23 protein-coding genes are annotated in these 23,775 nt (G+C 70.6%); 14 read left to right on the top strand and 9 right to left on the bottom strand.

Features of this window, described 5'->3' with window-relative positions:
- Position 1 precedes the first annotated feature (1 nt).
- From pstC to pstS (M3U25_RS00825), 3 genes are all read right to left on the bottom strand, one after another.
- Positions 2-976, bottom strand: a complete 975-nt coding sequence (gene pstC / locus M3U25_RS00815; RefSeq protein WP_160945845.1) for a phosphate ABC transporter permease subunit PstC — start codon at positions 974-976, stop codon at positions 2-4.
- A gap of 213 nt (positions 977-1,189) precedes the next feature.
- Positions 1,190-2,287 (bottom strand): phosphate ABC transporter substrate-binding protein PstS, encoded by a 1,098-nt coding sequence (gene pstS, locus M3U25_RS00820; protein WP_242080877.1) that lies wholly within the window; start codon positions 2,285-2,287, stop codon positions 1,190-1,192.
- Positions 2,288-2,564: 277 nt separating this feature from the next.
- Positions 2,565-3,578, bottom strand: a complete 1,014-nt coding sequence (gene pstS / locus M3U25_RS00825) for a phosphate ABC transporter substrate-binding protein PstS (RefSeq protein ID WP_019796907.1) — start codon at positions 3,576-3,578, stop codon at positions 2,565-2,567.
- Between the two features lie 258 nt (positions 3,579-3,836).
- Between pstS (M3U25_RS00825) and M3U25_RS00830 the strand changes: the two genes are divergently transcribed.
- The 4 genes from M3U25_RS00830 (at position 3,837) to M3U25_RS00845 (ending at position 7,978) form a co-directional block, all read left to right on the top strand.
- On the top strand, positions 3,837-5,087 hold the full coding sequence (locus M3U25_RS00830) for a porin (RefSeq protein WP_355495986.1): 1,251 nt from the start codon (positions 3,837-3,839) through the stop codon (positions 5,085-5,087).
- A 196-nt stretch (positions 5,088-5,283) separates the two neighbouring features.
- Complete coding sequence (locus M3U25_RS00835) at positions 5,284-5,601, top strand: hypothetical protein (RefSeq protein ID WP_242159309.1); 318 nt, start codon at positions 5,284-5,286, stop codon at positions 5,599-5,601.
- A gap of 102 nt (positions 5,602-5,703) precedes the next feature.
- Positions 5,704-6,393, top strand: coding sequence for a carbonic anhydrase (locus M3U25_RS00840; protein ID WP_355495981.1), 690 nt, complete (start codon positions 5,704-5,706; stop codon positions 6,391-6,393).
- 19 nt (positions 6,394-6,412) lie between these two features.
- The gene (locus M3U25_RS00845) at positions 6,413-7,978 is read left to right on the top strand and encodes a SulP family inorganic anion transporter (protein ID WP_355496363.1); all 1,566 of its coding nucleotides are present in this window, start codon (positions 6,413-6,415) and stop codon (positions 7,976-7,978) included.
- A 411-nt stretch (positions 7,979-8,389) separates the two neighbouring features.
- Here M3U25_RS00845 and nth read toward each other — a convergent pair whose 3' ends face one another.
- From nth to M3U25_RS00860, 3 genes are read right to left on the bottom strand one after another with little or no spacing between them, the layout of a single operon-like run.
- Positions 8,390-9,067 carry an endonuclease III gene (nth, locus tag M3U25_RS00850; protein ID WP_242159308.1) on the bottom strand — a complete coding sequence of 226 codons (678 nt, stop codon included), beginning with the start codon at positions 9,065-9,067 and terminating at the stop codon, positions 8,390-8,392.
- Positions 9,064-9,456, bottom strand: a complete 393-nt coding sequence (locus M3U25_RS00855; RefSeq protein WP_160945852.1) for a hypothetical protein — start codon at positions 9,454-9,456, stop codon at positions 9,064-9,066. Before M3U25_RS00855 ends, nth begins: the two co-directional genes overlap by 4 nt.
- Positions 9,457-9,467: 11 nt before the next feature.
- On the bottom strand, positions 9,468-10,250 hold the full coding sequence (locus M3U25_RS00860) for an enoyl-CoA hydratase-related protein (protein WP_355495977.1): 783 nt from the start codon (positions 10,248-10,250) through the stop codon (positions 9,468-9,470).
- Positions 10,251-10,410: 160 nt separating this feature from the next.
- Here M3U25_RS00860 and M3U25_RS00865 point away from each other — a divergent pair, with 160 nt between their 5' ends.
- The 4 genes from M3U25_RS00865 (at position 10,411) to M3U25_RS00880 (ending at position 13,898) form a co-directional block, all read left to right on the top strand.
- Positions 10,411-11,112: an FKBP-type peptidyl-prolyl cis-trans isomerase gene (locus M3U25_RS00865; RefSeq protein ID WP_242159305.1), complete on the top strand. Its 702-nt coding sequence runs from the start codon at positions 10,411-10,413 to the stop codon at positions 11,110-11,112.
- 113 nt (positions 11,113-11,225) lie between these two features.
- On the top strand, positions 11,226-12,026 hold the full coding sequence (locus M3U25_RS00870; protein ID WP_242159304.1) for a DUF1289 domain-containing protein: 801 nt from the start codon (positions 11,226-11,228) through the stop codon (positions 12,024-12,026).
- Complete coding sequence (locus M3U25_RS00875) at positions 12,023-12,904, top strand: sulfurtransferase (protein ID WP_355495972.1); 882 nt, start codon at positions 12,023-12,025, stop codon at positions 12,902-12,904. The genes M3U25_RS00870 and M3U25_RS00875 overlap by 4 nt, the downstream gene beginning before the upstream one ends.
- 58 nt (positions 12,905-12,962) lie before the next feature.
- Complete coding sequence (locus M3U25_RS00880) at positions 12,963-13,898, top strand: DUF1684 domain-containing protein (protein WP_355495970.1); 936 nt, start codon at positions 12,963-12,965, stop codon at positions 13,896-13,898.
- Positions 13,899-14,057: 159 nt separating this feature from the next.
- On the opposite strand, the gene M3U25_RS00885 is transcribed toward M3U25_RS00880, so the two are convergent.
- Positions 14,058-14,633: an N-acetylmuramoyl-L-alanine amidase gene (locus M3U25_RS00885; protein WP_355495967.1), complete on the bottom strand. Its 576-nt coding sequence runs from the start codon at positions 14,631-14,633 to the stop codon at positions 14,058-14,060.
- A gap of 22 nt (positions 14,634-14,655) precedes the next feature.
- On the opposite strand from M3U25_RS00885, the gene M3U25_RS00890 reads away from it, so the two are divergent.
- From M3U25_RS00890 to M3U25_RS00905, 4 genes are all read left to right on the top strand, one after another.
- On the top strand, positions 14,656-15,147 hold the full coding sequence (locus M3U25_RS00890) for an MOSC domain-containing protein (RefSeq protein WP_242159300.1): 492 nt from the start codon (positions 14,656-14,658) through the stop codon (positions 15,145-15,147).
- The gene (locus tag M3U25_RS00895; RefSeq protein WP_355495962.1) at positions 15,144-15,671 is read left to right on the top strand and encodes a hypothetical protein; all 528 of its coding nucleotides are present in this window, start codon (positions 15,144-15,146) and stop codon (positions 15,669-15,671) included. The genes M3U25_RS00890 and M3U25_RS00895 overlap by 4 nt, the downstream gene beginning before the upstream one ends.
- A 14-nt stretch (positions 15,672-15,685) precedes the next feature.
- A complete protein-coding gene (locus tag M3U25_RS00900) occupies positions 15,686-16,189 on the top strand; it encodes an N-acetyltransferase (RefSeq protein ID WP_355495960.1) in 504 nt (167 codons plus the stop codon).
- A 167-nt stretch (positions 16,190-16,356) separates the two neighbouring features.
- The gene (locus tag M3U25_RS00905) at positions 16,357-17,970 is read left to right on the top strand and encodes an ABC-F family ATP-binding cassette domain-containing protein (protein ID WP_355495956.1); all 1,614 of its coding nucleotides are present in this window, start codon (positions 16,357-16,359) and stop codon (positions 17,968-17,970) included.
- Between the two features lie 166 nt (positions 17,971-18,136).
- On the opposite strand, the gene M3U25_RS00910 is transcribed toward M3U25_RS00905, so the two are convergent.
- Positions 18,137-18,967 (bottom strand): oxidoreductase, encoded by an 831-nt coding sequence (locus M3U25_RS00910; protein WP_355495953.1) that lies wholly within the window; start codon positions 18,965-18,967, stop codon positions 18,137-18,139.
- 89 nt (positions 18,968-19,056) lie between these two features.
- Between M3U25_RS00910 and M3U25_RS00915 the strand changes: the two genes are divergently transcribed.
- Entirely contained in the window at positions 19,057-19,986 is a 930-nt protein-coding gene (locus M3U25_RS00915; protein WP_355495950.1) for an AraC family transcriptional regulator, read from the top strand.
- Between the two features lie 342 nt (positions 19,987-20,328).
- Positions 20,329-22,503, top strand: a complete 2,175-nt coding sequence (rlmKL, locus tag M3U25_RS00920; RefSeq protein WP_355495948.1) for a bifunctional 23S rRNA (guanine(2069)-N(7))-methyltransferase RlmK/23S rRNA (guanine(2445)-N(2))-methyltransferase RlmL — start codon at positions 20,329-20,331, stop codon at positions 22,501-22,503.
- Between the two features lie 228 nt (positions 22,504-22,731).
- Here rlmKL and M3U25_RS00925 read toward each other — a convergent pair whose 3' ends face one another.
- Positions 22,732-23,775 (bottom strand): HD domain-containing phosphohydrolase, encoded by a 1,044-nt coding sequence (locus M3U25_RS00925; protein ID WP_242159294.1) that lies wholly within the window; start codon positions 23,773-23,775, stop codon positions 22,732-22,734.

Genomic DNA, 23,775 nt, shown 5'->3' on the forward strand with positions numbered 1-23,775 from the left:
CTCAGTTGCCCTCCTTGCGCGACAGTTGCGCCAGCATCAGGCGGGCGATCGCCAGCACGATGAAGGTCACGATGAACAGCACGAAGCCCAGCAGCAGCAGCGCCGAGCGGTAGGTCTCGGTGGCTTCGCCGAAGTCGTTGGCGATCAGCGCGGCGATGGTGGTGCCCGGTTCCAGCAGCGAGGGCGACAGCCGCACCGTGTTGCCGACCACGAAGGCCACCGCCATGGTTTCGCCGAGCGCGCGGCCCAGGCCCAGGAAGATGCCGCCGATCACCGCCGAGCGGGTGTAGGGCAGCACGATGTCCCAGCTCACTTCCCAGCGCGTGGAGCCCAGCGCGTAGGCCGACTCCTTGAGCCGGGTCGGCACGGTCAGGAACACCTCGCGCATCACCGAGGAGATGAACGGGATCACCATGATCGCCAGCACGAAGCCGGCGGTGAGCAGGCCGATGCCCAGCGGCGGGCCCTGGAATATCGGGCCGATCAGCGGCAGCGTGCCGAGGTGGTCGTTGAGCCAGGGGGTGACGTACTCGGTCATCATCGGCACCAGCACGAACAGGCCCCACATGCCGTAGATGATCGAGGGGATGCCGGCCAGCAGTTCGATCGCGGTGCCGACCGGGCCACGCAGCCAGCGCGGCGCCACCTCGGTCAGGAAGAAGGCGATGCCGAAGCTCACCGGCACCGCGATCAGCATCGCGATCAGCGCGGTCACCAGGGTGCCGTAGATCGGCGCCAGCGCGCCGTACTTGTTCTCGACCGGGTTCCACTCGCTGGAGTAGAAAAAGCTCAGCCCCTGCAGTTGCAGGGCATGGCGGCCGCCCCACAGCATCGACAGCGCAGCGCTGCCCAGGGCGACGAGCACGAACACGACGGTGGCGGTGAGGATCCAGCGGAACACGCGGTCGGCGCGGGCGTCACGCAGGTCGCGTCCGCGGGGCGCCGACATCGCTTCGGGAAGGACAGTGCTGTTCATGGGCTCGGTCGTCGCCGGAGCGCGCGCCTGCGCGCTCCGATCGTGGCCGCGGCGGCAGTGACCGCGCGCGGTGGGTGGTTGCATCGCTCCCGCACAGGCGGGAACCCGAAAGTCCGGATCACAAGATGCCGAGACGGCGACCGGCGGCGCCTGGAGCGCACCACCGGTCGCCGCTTGCCGCCGCGGCGCGCGCAACGCGCGCCGGCATGGCGCTTACTTGAACTCCTTGCTCCAGTAGGCCTCGATCTGCTGCACCAGCTCCGGCGGCAGCGGCACGTAGTGCAGTGCGTCGGCCTGCGGCTGGCCCTTCTCGAAGGCCCACTTGAAGAAGTCCAGGGTCGCCTTGCTGCGCGCCGGGTCCTTGGCCTGCTTGTGCATCAGCATGAAGTTGGTGGCGGTGATCGGCCACGCCTGCGCGCCCGCGGCGTTGGTGATGACCAGGTTGAAGTCCTTGGCGTTGGCCCAGTCGGCCGACGCGGCCGCCGCGGCGAAGCTCTCGGCGTTGGGCTGCACCCAGTTGCCGGCGGCGTTCTGCATCGACGCGTACGGCATCTTGTTCTGCAGCGCGTAGGCCAGTTCCACGTAGCCGATCGAGCCCTTGATCTGCTGCACGTACGAGGCCACGCCTTCGTTGCCCTTGCCGCCGACGCCGCCCGGCCACTGCACCGAGGTGCCTTCGCCGACCTTGCCCTTCCATTCCGGGCTGACCTTGGACAGGTAGTTGGTGAAGTTGAAGCTGGTGCCCGAGCCGTCGGAGCGGTGCACCAGGTTGATCTTGGTGTCGGGCAGGGTCACGCCCGGGTTCAGCGCGGTCAGCGCCGGGTCGTTCCACTTGCTGATCTTGCCCAGGAAGATGTCGGCCAGCACCGGGCCGGTCAGCTTCAGCTTGCCCGCTTCCATGCCGTCCAGGTTGACCACCGGCACCACCCCCCCAATCGCCGAGGGGAACTGGCCGAGGCCGGCCGCGGCCAGTTCGGCGCTGTCCAGCGGCTTGTCGGAGGAGCCGAAATCGACCGTGCCGGCCTTGATCTGGGCGATGCCGCCGCCGGAACCGATGGACTGGTAGTTGATCTTGTTGCCGGTGGCCGCGTTGTAGTCGGCCGACCACTTGGAGATCAGCGGATAGATGAAGGAGGCGCCGGCGCCGGAAATCTCCGCCGCGGTCTTGGCGCCGGCGGCCGGCGCGGCAGCGGGCGTCCCGCCGGCCGCATCGGCGGCGCCCTGCTTGTCGCCGTTGCCGGGCTGGCAGGCGGTGACGGCGAAGGCCAGGGCGAGGGACAGGACGGCAATGCGCGCCGGCTGCAGTTTCATGGGGTCACTCCGTAGCGAAGAGCGCCGGGACATCCGGCGGATGCTCGCTATGAAATGATATTTTTGTTACAGCCAGATGACTTGCGGATGGGTTGGCGGACGCCATCACGGGATGCGGCCGTCGCGCCGCCCCGCATGAGCCTGTCATGCGGCGGGCAGGTGCCGATCGCAGGCAGGCGATGCCTGCCGTCGGGGACAAAAAAAGCGCGGACCCTGCGGTCCGCGCCCTCGGGTATCGCCGTGCCGGCGCGCGCGCCGGCACGGGCGAGACGCCGGCTTACTTCATGTTCTGCGCCCAGTAGGCTTCGATCTGCTTGACCAGCGGCTCCGGCAGCGGCACGTAGTCCAGCGCCTTGGCCTGCGGCTGACCCTGCTCGAACGACCACTTGAAGAAGTCCAGCGCGGCCTTGGACGACGCCGGCTTCTTGGCCTTCTTGTACATGATGGCCCAGGTGGTGGCGGTGATCGGCCACGCGTCCTGGCCCGGCGCGTTGGTCATGATCAGGTTGAAGTCCTTGGCCGACTTCCAGTCCGCGGTGGCGGCGGCAGCGGAGAAGGTCTTGTCGTCCGGCATCACGAAACGGCCGGCGGCGTTCTTCATGCCGGCGTAGCTGAGCTTGTTCTGCAGCGCGTAGGCGTACTCGACGTAGCCGATGCCGCCGCGGATCTGCTTGACGTAGGCGGCCACACCTTCGTTGCCCTTGCCGCCGATGCCGGCCGGCCACTGCACGGCGGTGCCTTCGCCGACCTTGCTCTTCCACTCCGGGCTGACCTTGGACAGGTAGTTGGTGAAGTTGAAGCTGGTGCCCGAACCGTCGGAGCGGTGCACGATGGTGATCTTCAGGTCGGGCAGGGCCAGGCCCGGGTTCAGCGCGGCGATCGCCGGGTCGTTCCACTTGCTGATCTTGCCGAGGAAGATGTTGGCCAGCGTGGTGCCGTCGAGCTTCATCGCGCCCGGGGCCACGCCGGCCACGTTGAACACCGGCACGATGCCGCCGATCACGACCGGGAACTGGCCCAGGCCGAACTTGTCCAGCTCCGCGCCGCTGAGCGGCTTGTCGGAAGCGCCGAAATCGACCGTGGCCGCCTGGATCTGCGCGATGCCGCCGCCGGAACCGATCGACTGGTAGTTGACGCGGTTGCCGCTTTTCTCGGCATAGGCAGCCGACCACTTCGACAGCACCGGATAGACGAAGCTGGAGCCTGCGCCGGTGACATCGGTGGCTTGCGCCGCGAGCGAAAACGTAGCGACCGCGGCGGCTGCCAGCAGTCGGAGCTTGAGGGAACGCATCGGGAGAACTCCTGGAATAGGTGGGAAGCCGGCACCCCTGCCGGCATCGGCTGCATTCCAAGACTTTTTCATGAACGTCTGAAGAAAATCAGATGTCAGTCCGGTGACAGCCTGTCCGGGCGGGAATGCCTTCGTTCCGACACGAAGCTGACTCAAAACCGTCATGTCTTTGACGGAATCTTTACAAATGGTCGGGCCGTCGCACTGGGGCCGCACCGCACCCATCCCACCCTGCCACCACCCATCGGAGACATCCTAATGCGTTCTCATGTTCTCGCCACGGCGATCCTCGCCAGCCTCGGCCTGGCGTCGGCGCCGCAGGCGTTCGCGGCGAAGGCCAAGGCCAGCAGCAATCCGCCCGCCGTCAGCGCTGCCCAGCTGCAGCAGCTGCAGGCCCAGATCGAAGCGCTGCAGACCCAGGTCCAGCAGCTGCAGGCGCAGTCGGAAGCCCTGCAGGCGCAGTCCGACGCGCAGTCGGAAGTGAATGTCGTGCAGGCCCAGGCGACCGAATCGGCGCAGGCCAGCGCCGCCAAGGTCGACAAGCTCGCCAAGCTGGTCAACGACAACAAGATCGGCGGCCGCATGTTCTTCGACCTGACCAACATCGACCGCACCAGCGGCGGCGCCAAGACCGCCGCCAGCGGCACCGGTCTGGACGTCAAGCGCTTCTACCTGACCGTCGACCACAGCTTCAACGAGATCTGGTCGGCCAACCTGACCACCGACTTCCAGTACAGCTCGGCGCTGTCCAACACCCAGCTGTTCGTCAAGAAGGCCTACGTGCAGGGCAAGTTCGACGACGCCTTCGCGCTGCGCATCGGTGCCGCCGACATGCCGTGGGTGCCGTTCGTCGAGAAGTTCTACGGCTACCGCTACGTCGAGAACACCCTGACCGACCGCCTGAAGTACGCCAACTCCTCCGACTGGGGCCTGCACGCCTTCGGCGACCTGGGCTCGCAGGTCAACTACGCGATGTCGGTGGTCAACGGTGCCGGCTACAAGAACCCGACCCGCGGCAAGGGCATGGACGTGGAAGGCCGCGTCGCCTACATGCCGATGCAGAACCTGGCCATCGCCGTCGGCGCCTACTCGGGCAAGCTGGGCAAGGAAACCGACATCCTCGACGCGCAGCACGACTACACCCGCGCCGATGCGATGGTTGCCTACGCCGATTCCAACTTCCGTCTGGGCGGCGAGTACTTCCAGGCCAAGAACCTCAACAACGTGCTGACCGCGGCCACCGACAAGTCCAGTGGCTGGTCGGTGTGGGGCAGCGTGGCGCTGACCGACGGCGGCATCAACGCCTTCGCCCGCTACGACAAGACCGACCTGAGCAAGACCCTCGACCCGACCCTGGCCGACAAGTACTGGAACGTCGGCGTCGAGTTCCCGGTGCTGAAGAACCTGAAGCTGGCCACCGTGTACAAGTACACGCACCAGGACAATGCCAGCAAGAAAACCGACGTGGAAACCAAGGAATTCGGCGTCTGGGGCGACCTGTCGTTCTGATGCGCGGAGATTCCCGCATGCTGTACGAAAGGCGGCGCACTGCGCCGCCTTTCTTTTTTGCGGCGTGACACCCCGGCCCGCGTCATTGGCGCGGGCCGGGGTGTCTTTCACGGTTCGCGTCGACGGCCGTGGACGATGCAGTGAATTGTGCGGCGCAGCACTTGTCAGCGGCGACGTGCCTTCCTACTGTCGAAGCATGCTCGCCCGTCTGTCCATGTTGATGTTGACCGCGTTGCTGGCGCTGTCCGCGATCCGTGCAGGATCGGCCGCAGCGGCGGCACCGGCAGCGCTGTGCGCGAGCGCCTGCGCCAGCGATGTCGATGCTGACCTCGATGGGGTGCCGCCCGAGCTGGACGCGCCAGCTGCCGACACCGATCCGCACGACGCACCGCTCGCGGTCGCGCCCGCGTTGTTTCCGCCGACCCTCCTGATCCGGCCGGTCCTGCCGGTGCCACCGGCAGCGCCTTGCCGCAGCTATCGCCGCCCCGCGCTGCGTCCTCCATCCCGGGCCTGACGCCTGCGTCGCCGCACTGGCGATGCCGATCCCCTCTGTTGTTTGCGTCTGCGTCGTGCCGCGTGCGGTACGGCCTCGCTCCCCCATGCCTGGAGATATCCCATGCAACGCTTGCTCGACGGTTTCCGCCACTTCCGCAACGAGGTCTATCCCCGCCAGCGCGGGCTGTTCCGGCAACTCGCCGCCGGCCAGACCCCGCACACGCTGTTCATCACCTGTGCCGATTCGCGGGTGATGCCGGAACTGATGTTCGCCGCGCAGCCCGGCGAGCTGTTCGTCTACCGCAACATCGGCAACGTGGTGCCGCCGTACTCGCAGCACGTCAGCGGCGTGGTCGCGGCGATCGAGTACGCGGTGGCGGTGCTGCAGGTCGAGCACATCGTGATCTGCGGCCATACCGATTGCGGCGCGATGAAGGCGGTGCTCAATCCCGCGTCGCTGCAGGAGGTGCCGACCGTGGCGGCCTGGCTCAAGCACACCGACAGCGCGCGCCATGTCGCCGCGCAGCACGGCCATGCCGCCCATGCCGAGGATGCGCTGCACTGCCTGACCGAGGAAAACGTGGTGGCGCAGCTGGATCACCTGCGCACGCAACCGGTGGTGGCGGCGCGGCTGGCGCGCGGCGCACTGCGCATCCACGGCTGGATCTACGACATCGGCCATGGCGAGATCCGCGCCTTCGACGCCGAGCAAGGGCGGTTCCTGCCACTGCTGCCGGAAGCCGGTCGACGCCCGCCCGATGCCACGCCGCCGCCGCGCCTGGCGCCGGTCCTGCGCAACGTCGCCGTCTGAGGAGCCGCCCATGCACACCATGACAGAGCACGCTCCGGCCGGCGCCTCGGCGCTGGCCCGTTACCTGCGCGGCGGCGCCTTCGGCCGCGACCTGCTGGCTTCGGTGGTGGTCTTCCTGGTCGCCTTGCCGTTGTGCATGGGCATCGCGATCGCGTCGGGCATGCCGCCGGCCGCCGGCCTGATCACCGGCATCGTCGGCGGCCTGGTGGTCGGGCTGATCGCCGGCTCGCCGCTGCAGGTCAGCGGGCCGGCGGCGGGATTGGCGGTGCTGGTGTTCGAACTGGTCCGCGCGCACGGCGTGGCGGCGCTGGGGCCTGTGATCCTGCTGGCCGGCGCGATCCAGTTGCTGGCCGGGTTGTGCCGCGCCGGCGTGTGGTTCCGCATGACCTCGCCGGCGGTGGTGGCGGGCATGCTGTCGGGCATCGGCATCCTGATCGTGGCCTCGCAATCGCACGTGCTGCTGGACGCGGCGCCGAAGGCGCGCGGCCTGGAGAACTTCGCCGCCTTGCCGGCGGTGCTGTGGCGCGCGCTGGACGCCGGCGTGGGCCGCGCCGCCTTGCTGGTCGGCCTGGGCACCATCGCGATCATGCTGGCGTGGGAGCGGCTGCGCCCGCAGCGCCTGCGCTTCGTGCCCGGCGCCTTGCTGGCGGTGGTGGCGATGACCGCGCTGGTGCAGCTGCAGGCGCTGGACGTGCGCAAGGTCGACGTGCCGGCCAACCTGCTCTCGGCGATCCGGGTGCCGAGCCTGGACGACATGCTCGGCGTGCTCGATGCCACGCTGCTGCTGTCGGCGCTCACCTTCGCCTTCATCGCCAGCGCCGAGACCCTGCTGTCGGCGGCGGCGGTGGACCGCATGCACCAGGGGCCGCGCACCCAGTACGACCGCGAACTGGCCGCGCAGGGCGTTGGCAACATGCTGTGCGGGTTGCTCGGCGCCTTGCCGATGACCGGGGTGATCGTGCGCAGCGCCGCCAACGTGCAGGCCGGTGCGGCCACGCGCGTGTCGACCATGCTGCACGCGGCCTGGCTGCTGGTGTTCGCGCTGTTGCTGCCGTGGCTGCTGCGGATGACCCCGGTCGCGTGCCTGGCCGGCATCCTGGTCTACACCGGGCTGAAGATGGTCAAGCTGGGGCAGGTGCGCGAACTGGCCGCCTACGGACGCGGCACCGCCGCCATCTACCTGGCGACGACCTTCGCCATCGTCGCCACCGACCTGCTGACCGGCGTGCTGATCGGCTTTGCGCTGTCGCTGCTGCGGCTGGCGTTGCAGCAGTCGCGGCTGACGGTCGGCGTGCATGCGCATGAAGACGCCGCCAGCGCGGGCGCAGGCGAGGGGAGCGGCAAGCTGCGCCTGTCGCTGGAGGGCTCGGCCACCTTCCTGCGCGTGCCGACGATGGCGCGGACCCTGGAGCGGCTGCCGCCGAATACCGAACTGCACCTGGACGTGGCACGGCTACGCCACGTCGACCACGCCTGCCTGGAACTGCTGCGCGACTGGAGCCGCAACGCGTCGGCCCGCGGTTGCGCCCTGGTAGTGGACTGGAAGGAACTGGACCGACGCGTGGAAGGACAGCGTGCGGCGTAGTCGGTGGTGTGGCCGGCAGTGCTTCGCCTGGCCGGTCGGCGTCCTGTAGGAGCGGTTTCAACCGCGATGCGGGCAGGCGAGGCCGTGTCGCGACGGAAACCGTCGCGGCTGAAGCCGCTCCTGCAGTGCAACCAGGCGGCGGCTTGGGGAGAACTGCAGGAGCGGTTTCAACCGCGACGAGCGCAGCCATCGGCTCCGGGTGTTAGTTGCTGTCGGGGCTGAAGCCCCTCCCGCACCACCAGGTTCCCGCTTGCGGAACGCCATTGTGGGAGCGACTTCAGTCGCGACGTGCGGAGCGGCGGACCTTGCGTGCCGCGCTGGTTGCCGGAGCCGATGTTCCCAGTCGCGCACCAACCGGCGCCCAAGGCTGTGGCGCAGGGATGACGCGAGCGCCTGCCTGCGACTGCGCGCTCAACCCGGCGTCTTGTCCTTGTACCGGCACAGGTCGCGGATCGCGCACTGCGGGCAGTCGGGCTTGCGCGCCTTGCACACGTAGCGGCCATGCAGGATCAGCCAGTGGTGCGCGTCGTGCAGGAACTGTGCCGGCACCCGCTTGAGCAGCGCATCCTCGACGGCGCGCACGTCCTTGCCCGGAGCCAGCCCGGTGCGGTTGGCGACGCGGAAGATGTGCGTGTCCACCGCCATGGTGGGCTCGCCGAAGGCGGTGTTGAGCACCACGTTGGCGGTCTTGCGGCCGACGCCGGGCAGGGCTTCCAGCGCGTCGCGCGCACGCGGCACGTCGCCACCGTGCTGCTCGACCAGGATGCGGCAGGTGGCGATGACGTTCTTGGCCTTGGCGTTGAACAGGCCGATGGTGGAGATGTAGCGCTTCAGCCCATCCTCGCCCAGCGCCAGGATCGCCGCCGGCGTGTTCGCCACCGGATACAGGCGGCGGGTGGCCTTGTTGACGCCGACGTCGGTGGCCTGCGCCGAGAGGATCACCGCGATCAGCAGTTCGAATGGGGTGCTGTACTCCAGCTCGGTGGTCGGGCTGGGATTGAGTTCGGACAGGCGCGAGAACAGCTCGTGGATCTCGTCCTTGCTCAGCAGGCGTCCGCGCCGCACGGGCGCGCTGGCGGTCGCGCTCATCGGCCGCCTCGCTGCGCGGCCTTGGCCTTGGCGCGGGCCAGGATCGCCGCGGCCGCCGCGGGCAGGGCCGGCGCGCTGGGGGCGGCGGGAGTCGTGCCCGTGGCGGTCGGTACAACGGCCTCACGCCGCGCCTGGCGCGCCGCGGCACGGCGTTCCAGCCGCGCGCTGCGCGCCCGATAGCGCGCGCGTGCCGCCCAGGCATCGCGCAGGCGCTGCTGCGCGGCGAGCACCTGCGCGCGCAACTGCGGATGCGCCGGGTCCAGCGCATCGTCGCCGGGATCGGTGCCGCGGTAGTCCATCAGGCCGCCATCGATCGCGGCATCCAGATCGTCGTCCAGGACCCAGCGCAGCAACTGCAGCGGCGTGGCGGAAACGGGGGCGTGCGACATCGTGCGTGGGCTCAGCGGTTGCGGAACTGCGGCGGGCGCCGCTCCAGGAAGGCGCGGGTGCCTTCGCGCATGTCCTCGCTGGAGAACAGCAGGCCGAACTGCGCGGTCTCGTACTCCAGTCCCTGTTCGATCGCGCCTTCGCCGCCGATCTGGATCGCGTCGAGGATGCCGCGCAACGCCAGCGGTGCGGCCTCGGCCAGTTGCTGCGCCAGCTGCAGCGTGGTCGCCTGCAGTTCGCCGGCCGCGACCACGCGGTTGACCAGGCCCAACTGCAATGCGCGCGCCGCGTCGATCGGCGCGCCGAGCAGGCACAGCTCCAGCGCCGCGGCGCGGCCGACCAGCCGCAGCAGGCGCTGGGTGCCGCCGAAACCGGGGATCAGGCCGAGATTGATCTCCGGTTGGCCCAGGCGGGCGCCCTCGGCGGCCACGCGCAGGTGGCAGGCCATCGCCAGTTCCAGCCCGCCGCCGAGGGCGAAACCGTTGACCATCGCCAGCACCGGCTTGGGCATGCGCTCGATCCGGCGCATCAGGCGCTGGCCCAGCTGCGAGAAATCGCGGCCCTGCACCGGTGTCAGTTCGTTCATTTCGGCGATGTCGGCGCCGGCCACGAAGGCCTTCTCGCCGGCGCCGGTCAGCACCACCACGCGGATCTGCGGGTCGTCCGCGGCCGCGGCGAAGGCCGCATCCAGCGCCTGCAAAACCTGGCGATTCAAGGCGTTGAGCTTGTCGGCTCGATTCACGGTGAGGATGCGGATCGCACCCTGGGTATCGGCGAGGACCGGCGTGCCGGACATGTGCATTCCTGGTTGTTAAAAAAAAGTAATGGGAACTCTCGGCGGGCCGCACCAGTCAGAGCAGCGTCGTCGGTAGCGGTTATGCGCCGCGGCGGCTATCCTAACGCGTCATCTCAGGCGGCACGGGCCGCCCTGTGCCACCACCCTGGAGAATTGTTTGATGAAGTTGCGTTCTATTGCGGTCGCTGTCGCGGCCCTCGCCCTGAGCGGCAATGCGTTCGCCCAGGACACCTCGTCCGAGAAGGGCAAGCTGAGCTATTACTTCGGCTACGACTACGGCAACAACCTTGCCGAACTCACCGGCCGCGGCGAGCAGCTCGATATCAATGCGGTGGTGAAGGGCTTGCAGGACGCCTACGCCAAGAAGCAGCCGGCGGTCAGCGCCGACCAGCTTAAGCCGGCGGTGGAAGCGTTCCAGAAGCGCGAGCAGGCCCGCGCCCAGCAGGCCAAGGCCGACTACGAGAAGGCCGCTGCCGAGAACAAGACCAAGAGCGACCAGTTCATGGCCCAGAACAAGGCCAAGGCTGGCGTGCAGACCCTGCCCAGCGGCGTGCAGTACCGCGTGATCGAGGCCGGCAAGGGCGCCAAGCCGACCCAGGCCAGCACGGTGCAGCTGGAAGTGGCCGGTCCGTACCCGTTCGGCCAGCGCCCGGCGCAGGCGCGTCCGGCGCAGCAGATCCCGGCGATCAAGGTCAGCGAAGTCGAGATGCAGGCCATGCGCGACACGCTGCTGCAGATGCCGGCCGGCTCCAAGTGGGAAGTGACCCTGCCGCCGGACAAGGCGTACGGCGCCGATCCGCGTACGCCGTTCCCGCCGAACGTGGCGGTGCAGTTCGAGATCAAGCTGGTCAGCGTCAAGTAAGCACGCCGCTCCAGTGCACGACGATTGCGCCGGCAGCGATGCCGGCGCAATTTTTTTTGGCAGGCGACGACGGCGCCGACGAATCGCGCTAGGCTGGCAAGGTGTCGAATCCGATGGATCCCGTTCCGCATGCCCCGCTTACGCCCTGCATCGGTATTTGCCGTCTCGATGCGCAGGGCTATTGCGCAGGCTGCCTGCGCAGCGGCGACGAGATCGCACGCTGGCGCGGCATGAGCGACGCCGAACGCCGCCGCTACATGGACGAGGTGCTGCCGGGCCGCGGCTGGTCGCCGTCGCCGGGACAGCGCCTGGCCGAACGCGCACATCTGCTGCGCGCGCTGCATCCGTTGCAGCAGCCGCCGACGGGGCCGGGCTGGAACCACCACGAATTGCAGGATCTGCTGCCGGACGGTGCGCCGGTGGAAGCCGCGGTGCTGGCCGGCCTGGTGCCGCGCGCCGACGGCACCTACGTGCTGCTGACCCGGCGCACCGACAGCCTGCGCCACCACGGCGGCCAGGTCAGCTTTCCCGGCGGCCGCATCGAGGCCAGCGATGCCGATGCGGTGGCCGCGGCGCTGCGCGAGAGCGAGGAAGAGATCGCGCTGGCGGCGAGCCAGGCCGAGCCGCTGGGCTACCTGGATCCGTTCGTCACCATCAGCGGCTTCCGGGTGATGCCGGTGGTCGCGGCGATCGATCCGCGCTTCGTGCCGCAGCCGCATCCGGGCGAGGTGGCGGAGGTATTCGAGGTGCCGTTGGCCTACCTGATGGCGCCGGACAACCTGCGCAGCATCGAGACCGATTACCGCGGACGCCCGCGCGTCGTGCTGGAGTACGGCTGGCCCGGCCAGCGCATCTGGGGCGCGACCGCGGCGATCCTGCTCAACCTGCGCCGCCGACTGGAGCAAACCGCATGAGCGCAACGTCCCCCGAATGGCACACCCTGGTCGAGGCGCCGGCCTTGGCCGCCGCGCTCGGTGATCCCGCGCTGCGCCTGGTCGATGCGCGGTTCGTGCCGGCGGCGCTGCTCGATCCTGCCGCCGCAGCGGCGGCGCGCGAGGCCTATGTGCAGTCGCACCTGCCCGGCGCGGTCTACGCCGATCTGAACGCCGATCTGTCCGATCTCAGCCGTCCCGGCCTGGGCCGGCACCCGTTGCCGGACGACGCGGCCTTCGCGCGCACCCTGGGGCAATGGGGCATCGGCCCGCAGCACCAGGTGGTGGTCTACGACGCCGGCGACGGCAGCATGGCCGCCGCCCGCTTGTGGTGGATGCTGGGCCTGCTCGGCCATCGCCGCGTCGCCGTGCTCGACGGCGGCCTGGCCGAATGGCGCCGGCTGGGCCTGCCGGAAACCGACGCGGTCGCGGTACCGTCGCCGCTGCCGCCGTATCCGCAGGCGTTCGACACGGCGCGCATCGTCTCCGCCGAGGAGGTTGCCGCGCGCCTGCACGAGGCGCCGGGCTGGTTGTTCGATGCGCGCCCCGGCGAACGCTTCCGTGGCGAGGTGGAGCCGATCGACCCGCTGCCCGGGCACGTGCCCGGCGCGCTCAACCGGCCGCTGGCGCAGAACCTGCGCGATGGCCGCCTGCGCCCGGCGCAGGAACTGCGCGCCGAGTTGCAGCCCTTGCTGCAGGGGCGCGATCCGCGCGAGGTGGTGCTGATGTGCGGCTCCGGCGTCACCGCCTGCCATCTGCTGCTGGCGCTGGAACATGCCGGACTGCACGGTGCGCGCGTGTATGCGGGCTCCTGGAGCGGCTGGATCGCCGACCCGTCGCGGCCGCGCGCCGTCGGCTAGGGCCGGCGTCGGCGCATACGGAACGCACGCACGATGGCACGCGACAGGGGGCGGCACCATGCGGTGGCGTGAGGCCTGCGGGCTGGCGATGCTGCTGGGCCTGGCCGCCTGCGGCGACCGGGGCGCGGCGGCCGATGGCGCCGATGCCTCGCCGCGCGCGCAATCGGCCACGCACTACCGCGAGTCTGTGCAGCACAGCCGCGCGCAGCGGCTGGCGACGTTGCGCGCGCCATCGGGCTGGTTGAGTTTCACCGGCTCCGGCCGCCTGCACAGCGGCCTGCACCGGGTCGGCAGCGCGCCCGACAACGACGTGCAGTTGCCGGCCGGTCCGGCGCATCTGGGCGTGCTGCAGGTGGATCTGCAGGAGGGCGTGCAGTTCCAGCCCGCCGCGGACGCGGCGGTGCAGGTGAATGGCCAGCCGTTCGCGGGAGGCCGCCTGGAGACCGACGCGGCGCACGACACCCAGACGCGGTTGACGCTGGGTGCGCAGGAGTTCTACGTGGTGCGCACCGGCAACCTGTTCGGCTGGCGTTTCCGTGATCCGCAGGCGCCGGCGCGCGCGCGCTTCCGCGGCATCGACTACTTCCCGATCGATCCGCAGTGGCGGGTGCTGGCCGACTGGCATCCGGTGCCGGCGCCGCAGGCGATGGTGCTGCTGACCTCGATCGGCACGCCGCAGCCGCTGGCCGTGGTCGGCAGCGCCGACTTCGTCCTGCAGGGGCGGCACTACCGCCTGCAGGTGCTGCGCGACGGCGCCAGCCAGCGTCTGTTCCTGCCGTTCTCCGACCGCACCAGCGGCCGCGAGAGCTACGGCGGCGCGCGCTATCTGTTCGTGCCGGCGCCGCAGGGCGACCGCATCGTGCTGGACTTCAACCTGGCGCAGAACCCGCCATGCGCGTTCACCCCGCACGTGGTGTGTCCGCTGGCGCCGGTCGGCAATCGCCTGGACGTGGCGGTGACCGCCGGCGAGAAGAACTACGTCGGCGCGCGCTGAGCGCGCAGGAATCTTGTAGGAGCGGCTTCAGCCGCGACAGGGCCTTCCCGGTGCATCCCGTCGCGGCTGAAGCCGCTCCTACACATCGTGCGAATGCGACGTTGTCTGGTGCTCCGTCGCGGCCCGAATCAGCCGTTCCATCCACCGCCTGCAGCGCGGTCACGGCGACGGCGCATACGGCGCCAGCGCCACTGCCTCCAGTACCTGTGGCCAGGGGAAGCGCGGTCCCGGATCGAGCTTGCGCTGCACCTGCCGCGCCGGATCGTCGCTGGCCGCTTCCAGGCTGCGGTCCAGCGCCTCGTGTCCGGCGATGTGGCGCAACAGCGGCAGTTCCGCGCGCAACTGCTGCAGCAGCCGGATCAGCGCCTGGATTTGCGCCGGCGGGTAGGGCTCCGTCATCGCCTGGTGGCGCGAATCCAGCCACAGCGGATAGCGCCCGCGGTTGACCAGCTCGATGCCCAGCGACTGCCGGTTGTAGCCGCGCACGTGGTGCGCGACGCGCTGCAGCGGCACGTAGCGGTGCACGCTGCCGTCGCGGTCGATGTAGAAATGGCCGCTGTTGCCGGTGCCGGACGGATACAGCGCGCGCTCGCCGTACAGGCGCGCGCTGGCCAGGTCCGGCAACTCGGTGCAGTGGATCACCGCCAGCGTGATGCTGTCCGGCGCGCGCTCCTCCAGCAGGCCGACGTAGGGCAGGGGCGCATCGTGGACCGGCAGCGGCGAGGTGGGCGACATGCGCGGATGCTAGCATTCGCCGATGACCCTGAATTCCGAAAGCCCGCTGGCGACCCTGCTGGCCACACTGCCGCGCGCCGGACGCGTGGAATGGATCGGCCTGCGCCCGGCGCGCGACGTGCCGATGCACGAAGTCGACGCCGCCGCGGCGCAGACCGATGGCGGCCTGCACGGCGACCGCTACGCCGGGCGCAACGGCAAGCGCGGCGTCACCCTGATCCAGGCCGAACACCTGCCGGCGATCGCCGCGCTGGCCGGCCATGCGGCGGTGGCGCCGGCGACCCTGCGGCGCAACCTGGTGGTCTCCGGCATTCCGCTGATCGCACTGAAGGGGCGCCGCTTTCGCATCGGCGAGGTCGAGCTGGAAGGCATCGCGCCGTGCGATCCGTGCTCGCGCATGGAGCAGGCGCTGGGGCCGGGCGGCTACAACGCCATGCGCGGCCACGGCGGCCTGTGCGCGCGCATCGTGCAGGGCGGCACGCTGCGCCTGGGCGATGCGGTGGTGGCGCTGTGAGCCGCGGTCACTGCATCCTGTCGCACGGTTTCGAGAGCGGGCCGGACGCGATCAAGGTGACGGCGCTGGCCGAGGTCGCGGAGCGCCTGGGCTGGAGCCATTCGCGCCCGGACTACACCGACCTGGACGCGCGCCGCGACATCAGCCCGCTCGGCGACCTGCCGACGCGCCTGCAGCGCCTGCTGGAACTGGCGCAGGCCGCGGCGCAGCGCGGGCCGCTGGTGCTGGCCGGGTCCAGCCTCGGCGCCTACATCGCCGCGCAGGTGTCGCTGCACGTGCCGGTGCGCGGCCTGTTCCTGATGGTGCCGCCGACGCGGATGGGACACCTGCCGGCGCTGGACGCGGCGCCGGTGCCGACCTCGGTGGTGCATGCCTGGCGCGACGAACTGATTCCCGCCGCCGAGGTGATCGCCTGGGCGCAGGCGCGCGCAGCGCGGCTGCTGCTGGTCGACGATACGCATCGCCTGGGCGAGCACGTGGCGACGTCGGCGCAGGCCTTCGCCGAACTGCTGGAGCGCCTGTGAGCGCATCCGGCGACATGCTCTTGCGTGCGGAGCGGCCGGCCGACGCGACGGCGATCGAGGCGCTGACCCTGGTCGCGTTCTTCCGCGTCGCACACAGCCGCCACGACGAGCAGGACATCATCGAGCGGTTGCGCGCGGACGGCGCGCTGACCCTGTCGCTGGTGATCGAGCACGAGGGCTACGTCGTCGGCCACGTGGCGGTGTCGCCGGTGAGCCTGTCCGACGGCAGCCGCGGCTGGTACGGCCTGGGGCCGCTGTCGGTGGGACCGGGACATCAACGCCAGGGCCTGGGCGCGCGGCTGGTGCGCGAGGCGCTGGCGCAGTTGCAGGCACTGGGTGCGGCCGGCTGCGTGGTGCTGGGCGACCCGGCGTACTACGCACGCTTCGGCTTTCGCCCGGAACCGGGGCTGACCCTGCCGGGCGCGCCGGTGGAGGCCTTCCAGGCGCTGGCCTTCGGCGAACGCCTGCCGCCGATGGCCGAGGTGGCCTACCACCCGGCCTTCCTGTCCGCGCCCTGAGCCCGCGCCGCGCGATCTCGCCCGACACGGGTCGGGTGCGCTAGCATCGTCCCGCACCTTCATCGAGGATCCACGCCGATGCGCCATTGATGCCGCCGTCTTCGCGACGGCCTTCGTCCTTCCTGCCGATCTCTTGGCGGGCACGACCGGCATCCATGGAGGTTCCCATGACGCATCCGCTGCTTGCGCTGGACAGCGCGACCCATGTCCTGCCCGATGGCAGGATCCTGTTTTCCGATCTGCACGTCGCGCTCGATTCGCGGCCTACCGGCCTGGTCGGCCGCAACGGCGTCGGCAAGAGCGTGTTCGCGCGCCTGCTCGCCGGCGAACTGACGCCCAGCGCCGGGCGCTGCGTGCGCCACGGCCGCCTGCATTACGTGCCGCAGCAGATCGCGCCGGCGCCGCACGCCACCGTCGCCGACCTGGCCGGCGTGGGCGCGGCGTTGCGGGCGTTGGCCCGGATCGAGGCCGGCAGCGCCGACGCGGCGGATTTCGACGCGCTCGGCGAGCGCTGGGACATTGCCCAGCGCCTGCAGGCGCAGTTGTACGCGCACGACCTGGGCGCGCTGGAGCCGCACCGCCTGGCGGCCACGCTCAGCGGCGGCGAGGCGATGCGGGTGGCGCTGATCGGCGCCTGGCTGGCCGAGGCCGATGCGCTGATCCTGGACGAGCCGACCCTGCACCTGGACGCGGCACAGCGGCAGCGCCTGCGCGAAGCGCTGCAGCGCTGGCCGGGCGGCCTGCTGGTGATCAGCCACGATGCGCTGTTGCTGCAGGACATGCAGCGCACGCTGGAGTTGTCGCCCGGCGGGCTGCGCGACTACGGTGGCGACTACGCGTTCTACCTGCAGTGCCGGGCGCGCGAGCGCGAGGCCGCGCAGGCCGAACTGGCGCAGCACAAGCGGCAGCATGCGCGCGACAGCGCCGCCTGGCAGGCGCAGCACGATCGACAGCAGCGGCGCAGTGCGCGCGGTCGGCAGCACGCCGGCACGGCCAACCAGGCGCCGATCCTGCTCGGCCGGCAAAAGCAGCGCAGCCAGGACAGCGCCGGCAAACGCGTGCGCGACCGCCAGGCCGCCCAGGCGCGCAGCCTGGCGCGGATCGCCGAGGCGGCGCGCCAAGTGCAGCCTGATGCGCCGGTGGCGCTGTTCGCGCCGGCGCCGGCCGATGCGGCGACCCGGCGCCTGGTGGAGCTGCAGGCGCTGCAACTGCCGTTCGCGCCGGCGACGCGGCAACCGCTGGACCTGGTGGTGCAGGGCGGCGCACGGATCGGCGTGGTCGGGGCCAATGGCAGCGGCAAGTCGACCCTGTTGCGCGCGCTGGCCGGGCAGGTGCCGGCGCGGTCGGGCAGTTGCCTGGTATGCACCGCCAGCGCCTACCTGGACCAGTCGCTGGCGCTGCTGGACCCGGCCGCCACCGCGCTGGCGCAGCTGCAGGCCGCCGCGCCCGGCATGGCGCTCGCCGACCTGCGCACGCGGCTGGCCTTGCTCGGCCTGGACGCGCAGCGCATCGGCGTGCCCTGCGGCCAGCTCAGCGGCGGCGAACGGCTGAAGACCGCGCTGGCCTGCGCGTTCTATCGCACGCCGCCAGCCGAGCTGCTGTTGCTGGACGAGCCCGACAACCACCTGGACCGCGAGTCCCGCGACGCGCTGCGTGCGGTGTTGCTGCAGTATCCCGGCGCGCTGCTGGTGGTCTCGCACGATGCGGCATTCCTCGACACGCTGTGCCTGCAGCAGCGCTTGCAGGCCGATGCCGAGGCGTGGCGGCTGACGCCGTGGTGAGTGGCGTGCGCTGTCGTCGACGTGGTCGTGCCGTCGGGTGTTGCGTAGCGAGCGGGGGGAGGGCAGCAACAGCGCCAGCATCCTTGTCGCGGTGATCTACGCAGTCGGCAGTCTTCATCGATGCCGGGTGGTCGGCGCGCGTCGCAGCCGGCGTGGCGGCCGCCGCTCAGGCATCGGTGGAACGGCTCACCGCCTCCCATGCGGCGATGTCCGCCTTCAGGCGGTCGAGCTTGTCACGCACCAGAGCCAGCGCGTCGCTGCCCAGCAGCAGGTGCGCAGGTGGTGCAGGCGCCTCGATCAACGCCAGCATGGCCTGGGCGGCCTTGGCCGGGTCGCCGCGCTGGCGGCCGCTCTTGGCCTGGCGGGCGTCGCGGATCGGATCGAGCAGCGCGTCGTAGTCGGCGATGCTGCGCGGCGTCCTGACCATCGAACGGCCCGCCCAGTCGGTGCGGAACGACCCTGGCGCCACCGCCGTCACGTGGATGCCCAGCGCGGCGACCTCCTGTCCCAGCGCTTCGGAAATGCCCTCCAGCGCGAACTTGCTGCCGCAGTAGTAGGCGATGCCGGGCATGGTGATGAAGCCGCCCATCGAGGTGATGTTGACGATGTGCCCGCGGCGACGCTGCCGCATGGAGGGCAGGACCGCCTGCATCATCGCCACGGCGCCGACCACGTTGACGTCGAGTTGGCGCCGCAGTGCATCCAGAGGCGATTCCTCCAGGATCCCTTCGTGGCCGTAACCGGCATTGTTGACCAGCACGTCCAGCGGCCCGACCGTGGCTTCGAGTTCGGCGACGAGGCCGGGAATGGCCTCGACGTCGGTGACGTCCAGCACACGGCCGATCGCCCCGGCGCCGAGCGCCTCGAACTCCTGCCGCGCCTGCGCGCTGCGCACGGTGCCGACGACCCGATGTCCGGCCGCCAGCGCCGCTTGAGCCAACGCGCGGCCGAAGCCGCTGCTGGCGCCGGTGATGAGCAAGGTTTGCTGCAGTGCCATGGCACGCTCCCGAGAGGATGAGGGGCGAATGATGCGATGATCGACGCGCCGCTCCGATGCCGCGCTCTCTGCGATCCTTGCCTGTTTCTATGACGTCTTCCGCCAGTTCCGTGGACTTGCTGCGTGCCCTGGCACCGCAGGAGGGCTACACCCTGACCGCGTTGCCAGATGTCCGCGTGCTGCGTTCGGACCGGCCGTTGACCGACACGCCGGTGCTGTACGACCCGGGCATCGTCATCGTCTGCCAGGGCGCCAAGCGCGGGCATTTCGGCGATGCGGTGTACGTCTACGACGAGCAGCACTATCTGTCCGTCGCCGTCCCGGTGCCCTTCACCATGCAGTCCGATGGCAGCGCGGAGCGGCCGCTGCTGGCGCTGTATCTGCATCTGGATTTCCAGCTTGCGGCGGGGCTGCTGGTCGAGTTGGACCAGGCCGGTCCGGTGCCGCTCGCGCAGGCGCCGGCGAGCATGGTGTCCAGTCCGATGGACGCGGCGTTGCGGCAGACCGTGCAGCGCCTGCTGCAGGCGCTGAGCCACCCGCTGGACGCGGCCATCCTCGGCCGCGCGCTCGTGCGGGAGGTGTACTTCCGCGTGCTGACCGGACCGCAAGGCCATGGGCTGCGCGCTGCCCTGGCGCAACAAGGCCATTTCGGCCGCATCGGTCGCGCCCTGCAACGCATCCACCGCGACCACGCGCGGCGTCTGGACGTGGCGGAGCTGGCGCGCGAGGCCGGGATGAGCACGCCGTCGTTCCATGCCCATTTCAAGGCGGTGACCCAGGTCGCGCCGATGCAGTACCTGAAATCGATCCGCCTGCACCAGGCGCGCCTGCTGATGGCGCGCGAGGGCATGACCGCAGCGGGCGCCTGCCACGCGGTCGGCTACGAGAGCGCCTCGCAGTTCACCCGCGAGTTCAAACGTCTGTTCGGCCGGCCGCCGATGGCCGAGGCGCGGCGCATGCGCGCCGAGTTCGCGGTGCCGCCGGCCGCGCCAGGGGCCGGATTCGTGGCCTCGCATTGAGCGATGCGTTGTGTGCCACCACGGCCGTGGGCGGGCGCGTCTGCAGCGCCGCCTGCAACTGTCACGGCGCTGGGTCGGTGGCCAGGCGAGCGCCGGTGGGCGGCCTCTCCATGCCAGGCGGACGAGGCCAGTGGCGGCCGCGGCGTGCACTGCGCCAGGACCTGCGCAGCAGGCAGGCGCGCGCAGGCCCTGTGGTATTCTGCGCGCCGTTCCGGTGCGGTGCGTTCGCGTGCTCACCCCGATCCGCGGCCGCGGCCGCGGCAACGCCGGATCCGGCGCTGCGATGCGCCACGCGCGCGGCGTCCGCCGTGCCTCCCTCCCGTCCGTCCTGGTCCGCCTTCCGTGAAATTCTTCGTCTCCTGCGCCAAGGGCCTGGAATACCTGCTCGTCGATGAGCTGCTCGCGCTCGGCGTGGCCCAGGCCACCGCCACCGTCGCCGGCGTCAATGCCGAAGGCAGCCTGCAGGACGCGCAACGCGCGGTGCTGTGGTCGCGCCTGGCCAGCCGCGTGCTGTGGCCGTTGCAGTCCTTCGACTGCCCCGACGAGGCGGCGCTGTACGCCGGCGTGGCCGCGCTGCCGTGGCGCAGTCATCTGGCGCCACAGCACACCCTGGCGGTGGACGCGCATGTGTCCGGCACCGGCATCACCCATGCGCGCTTCGCCGCGCAGCGGGTCAAGGATGCGGTGGTGGACACGCTGCGCGGCGAGGGCCTGGAGCGGCCGTCGGTGGACGTGGAGCACCCGGACCTGCGCCTGAACCTGTCGCTGCGCAAGGGCCGCGCCACGCTGTCGGTGGACCTGGGCGGCGGCTCGCTGCACCGGCGCGGCTGGCGCCAGGCGCAGAACGAGGCGCCGCTGAAGGAGAACCTGGCCGCGGCGGTGTTGCTGCGCGGGCAATGGCCGGCGCTGTACGCGCAAGGCGGCGGGCTGCTGGATCCGATGTGCGGCAGCGGCACGCTGCTGATCGAAGGCGCGCTGATGGCCGCCGAGGTGGCGCCGGGCCTGCTGCGCGGCGAACTGGCGGCGCAGCAGCGCGGCGACACCGATGCCGATGCCGCGCCGAGCCGCTGGCTGGGGTTCGACCTGGCGGCCTGGCGTGCGCTGCTGGCCGAGGCGCGGCAGCGTGCCGAAACCGGTCGCGCCGCATTGCGCCCGGTGCTTTACGGCAGCGACATCGACCCGCATGCGCTGCGCGCGGCGCGCGAGAACGCGCAGGCCGCCGGCGTGGCCGAGGCGATCGCCTTCGCCGTGCACGATGTCGCCGCATTGCCTGCGCCGGCGCAGGCGCTTGGCACGGTGGTGTGCAATCCGCCCTACGACGAGCGCCTGGCCGCCGACGCGGCGCTGTACCGGCGCCTGGGCGATGCGCTCAAGCGGGCGGTGCCGCAGTGGCGCGCCAGCCTGCTGTGCGGCAGCGACGAACTGGCCTATGCCACCGGCCTGCGCGCGGCCAAGAAGTACCAGATGTTCAACGGCGCGCTGGAGTGCCCGTTGATCGTCTGCGACCCGATCGCGGTCGCGCCGCGGGCCGCTGCCAGTGAGGAACCGCGCGCGCTCAGCGACGGCGCGCAGATGGTCGCCAACCGCCTGCGCAAGAACCTGCGCAAGTTCAAGAGCTGGCGCGCGCGCGAGCGGGTCAGCTGCTACCGCGCCTACGACGCCGACCTGCCCGAATACGCGGCGGCGATCGACGTGTACCAGGAAGACGGCGGCCAGGCGCGCACCTTCCTGCACGTGCAGGAATACGCGGCGCCGGACAGCATTCCCGATGCGGACGTGCGCCGCCGCCGCAACGAACTGCTGGCGGCCGCGCGCGAGGTGTTCGCGGTGCCGGCCGAACAGGTGGCGCTGAAGACCCGCGAGCGCGGCAAGGGCGGCAGCAAGTACGGCCGTTTCGAGCAGCGCGGCGAGTTCCTGGTGGTGCGCGAGCACGAGGCGCTGCTGCGGGTGAACCTGTTCGACTACCTGGATACCGGGCTGTTCCTCGACCATCGCCCACTGCGCGGGACGATGGCGCAGCAGGCGCGCGGCAAGCGCTTCCTCAACCTGTTCTGCTACACCGGCGTGGCCAGCGTGCAGGCGGCGGTGGCCGGCGCCGATTCCACCACCAGCGTGGACCTGTCCGGCACCTACCTGCAGTGGTGCGCCGACAACTTGGCGTTCAACGGCAAGGGCGGCGCCCAGCACCGGCTGGTGCAGGCCGACGCGCTGAGCTGGCTGGAGGCGGAGAAGAACCGCTACGACGTGATCTTCTGCGACCCGCCGACCTTCTCCAATTCCGCGCGCGCCGAGGATTTCGACATCCAGCGCGAGCACGTGCGGCTGTTGCGTGCGGCGGTGGCACGGCTGATGCCCGAGGGCGTGCTGTACTTCTCCAACAACTTCCGCCGCTTCAAGCTGGACGAGAACGCGCTGGCCGAGTTCGCGGTGTGCGAGGAGATCAGCGCGCAGACCATCGATCCGGATTTCGAGCGCAACCCGCGCATCCACCGCGCCTGGCGTTTGCGGCGGCGTTGATGGAGGCGCTGCGCGCGCGGGTACCTCGTAGGAGCGGCTTCAGCCGCGATGGGCGTTACCGGTAACGCCTGTCGCGGAGCGTAGTGCGCTGTTCCTTCTCCATCCGGGAGATGGTGCCCCGAAGGGGCGGGTGAGGGTACGGGCGAAGCCTCGTGTCCTCCATCTCTGCGAGTCGCTTCGCGCCGTACCCTCACCCCAACCCCTCTCCCGGGGGGAGAGGGGCGTGTATCAGCTGCCGTGATGCCGCAAGGGGATCTGCGCCTTGCCGCGTTGCGGCGGGTCTTCCCCGGCTTCGCGTTCGTTCCAGTACGCCTGGATCTGCAGGATCTGCGGCAGGATCGCCTCGAACAACTGCACCAGGCGCGGCTCGAACTGGCTGCCGGACTTGTCGCGGAACAGCGCCAGGGCCTGTTCCAGCGGCCATGCGTCCTTGTACGGGCGCGGCGAGGTGAGGGCGTCGAACACGTCGGCCAGCGCCACGATCCGTGCCGATTCGGGAATCTGCGTGCCGGACAGGCCGGCCGGATAACCGCCGCCGTCCCAGTGCTCGTGGTGGTACAGGGACACCTCGGCGGCGAGACGGAACAGCGGCGCGCTGCTGCGGCTGAGGATGTCGTAGCCGATCCGCGGGTGCCGCTTCATCACCTGCCACTCGTCCGCGTCCAGCGGCCCGGGCTTCTTCAGCACCGCATCGGGGATGCCGATCTTGCCGGTGTCGTGCATCGGCGCGGCCTGTTCCAGCAGGTCGGCGTCCTCGCGCGACCAGCCGGCGGCCAGCGCCAGCGCACGGGCGTAGGCGGCCATGCGCCAGATGTGGGTGCCGGTATCCGAGTCGCTGTAGTGGCCGGCCATGCCCAGCATCTCGATCGCGGCGCGGTGGCTGTCGGCGAGGCTGGCGGCGCTGACCAGCGACAGGTGCGTGCGCACCCGCGCGCGCAGGATGCTCGGCGAGTACGGCTTGGTGATGTAGTCCACGCCGCCGGCGTCGAAGCCGATGCTCTCGTCGGTGTCCTTGTCCTTGCCGGTGACGAAGATGATCGGGATCGCCGCACTGCGCGCATCTTCCTTGAGCGTGCGGGCGAGGGTGTAGCCGTCGACGTCGGGCAGGTCGACGTCCAGCAGGATCAGCGCCGGACGGTGCTTGGCCACCCCGCGTAGCGCTTCGGCGCCGTTCTTGGCGAACACCAGCGCGTAGTCCTCGCGCAGCAGCTGCCGGATCAGCGCCAGGTTGCTGGGTTCGTCGTCGACACAGAGAATGCACGGCTGGGTCAT

The sequence above is a fragment of the Xanthomonas sp. PPL134 genome (assembly GCF_040595915.1).
GTDB lineage: Bacteria > Pseudomonadota > Gammaproteobacteria > Xanthomonadales > Xanthomonadaceae > Xanthomonas_A > Xanthomonas_A indica.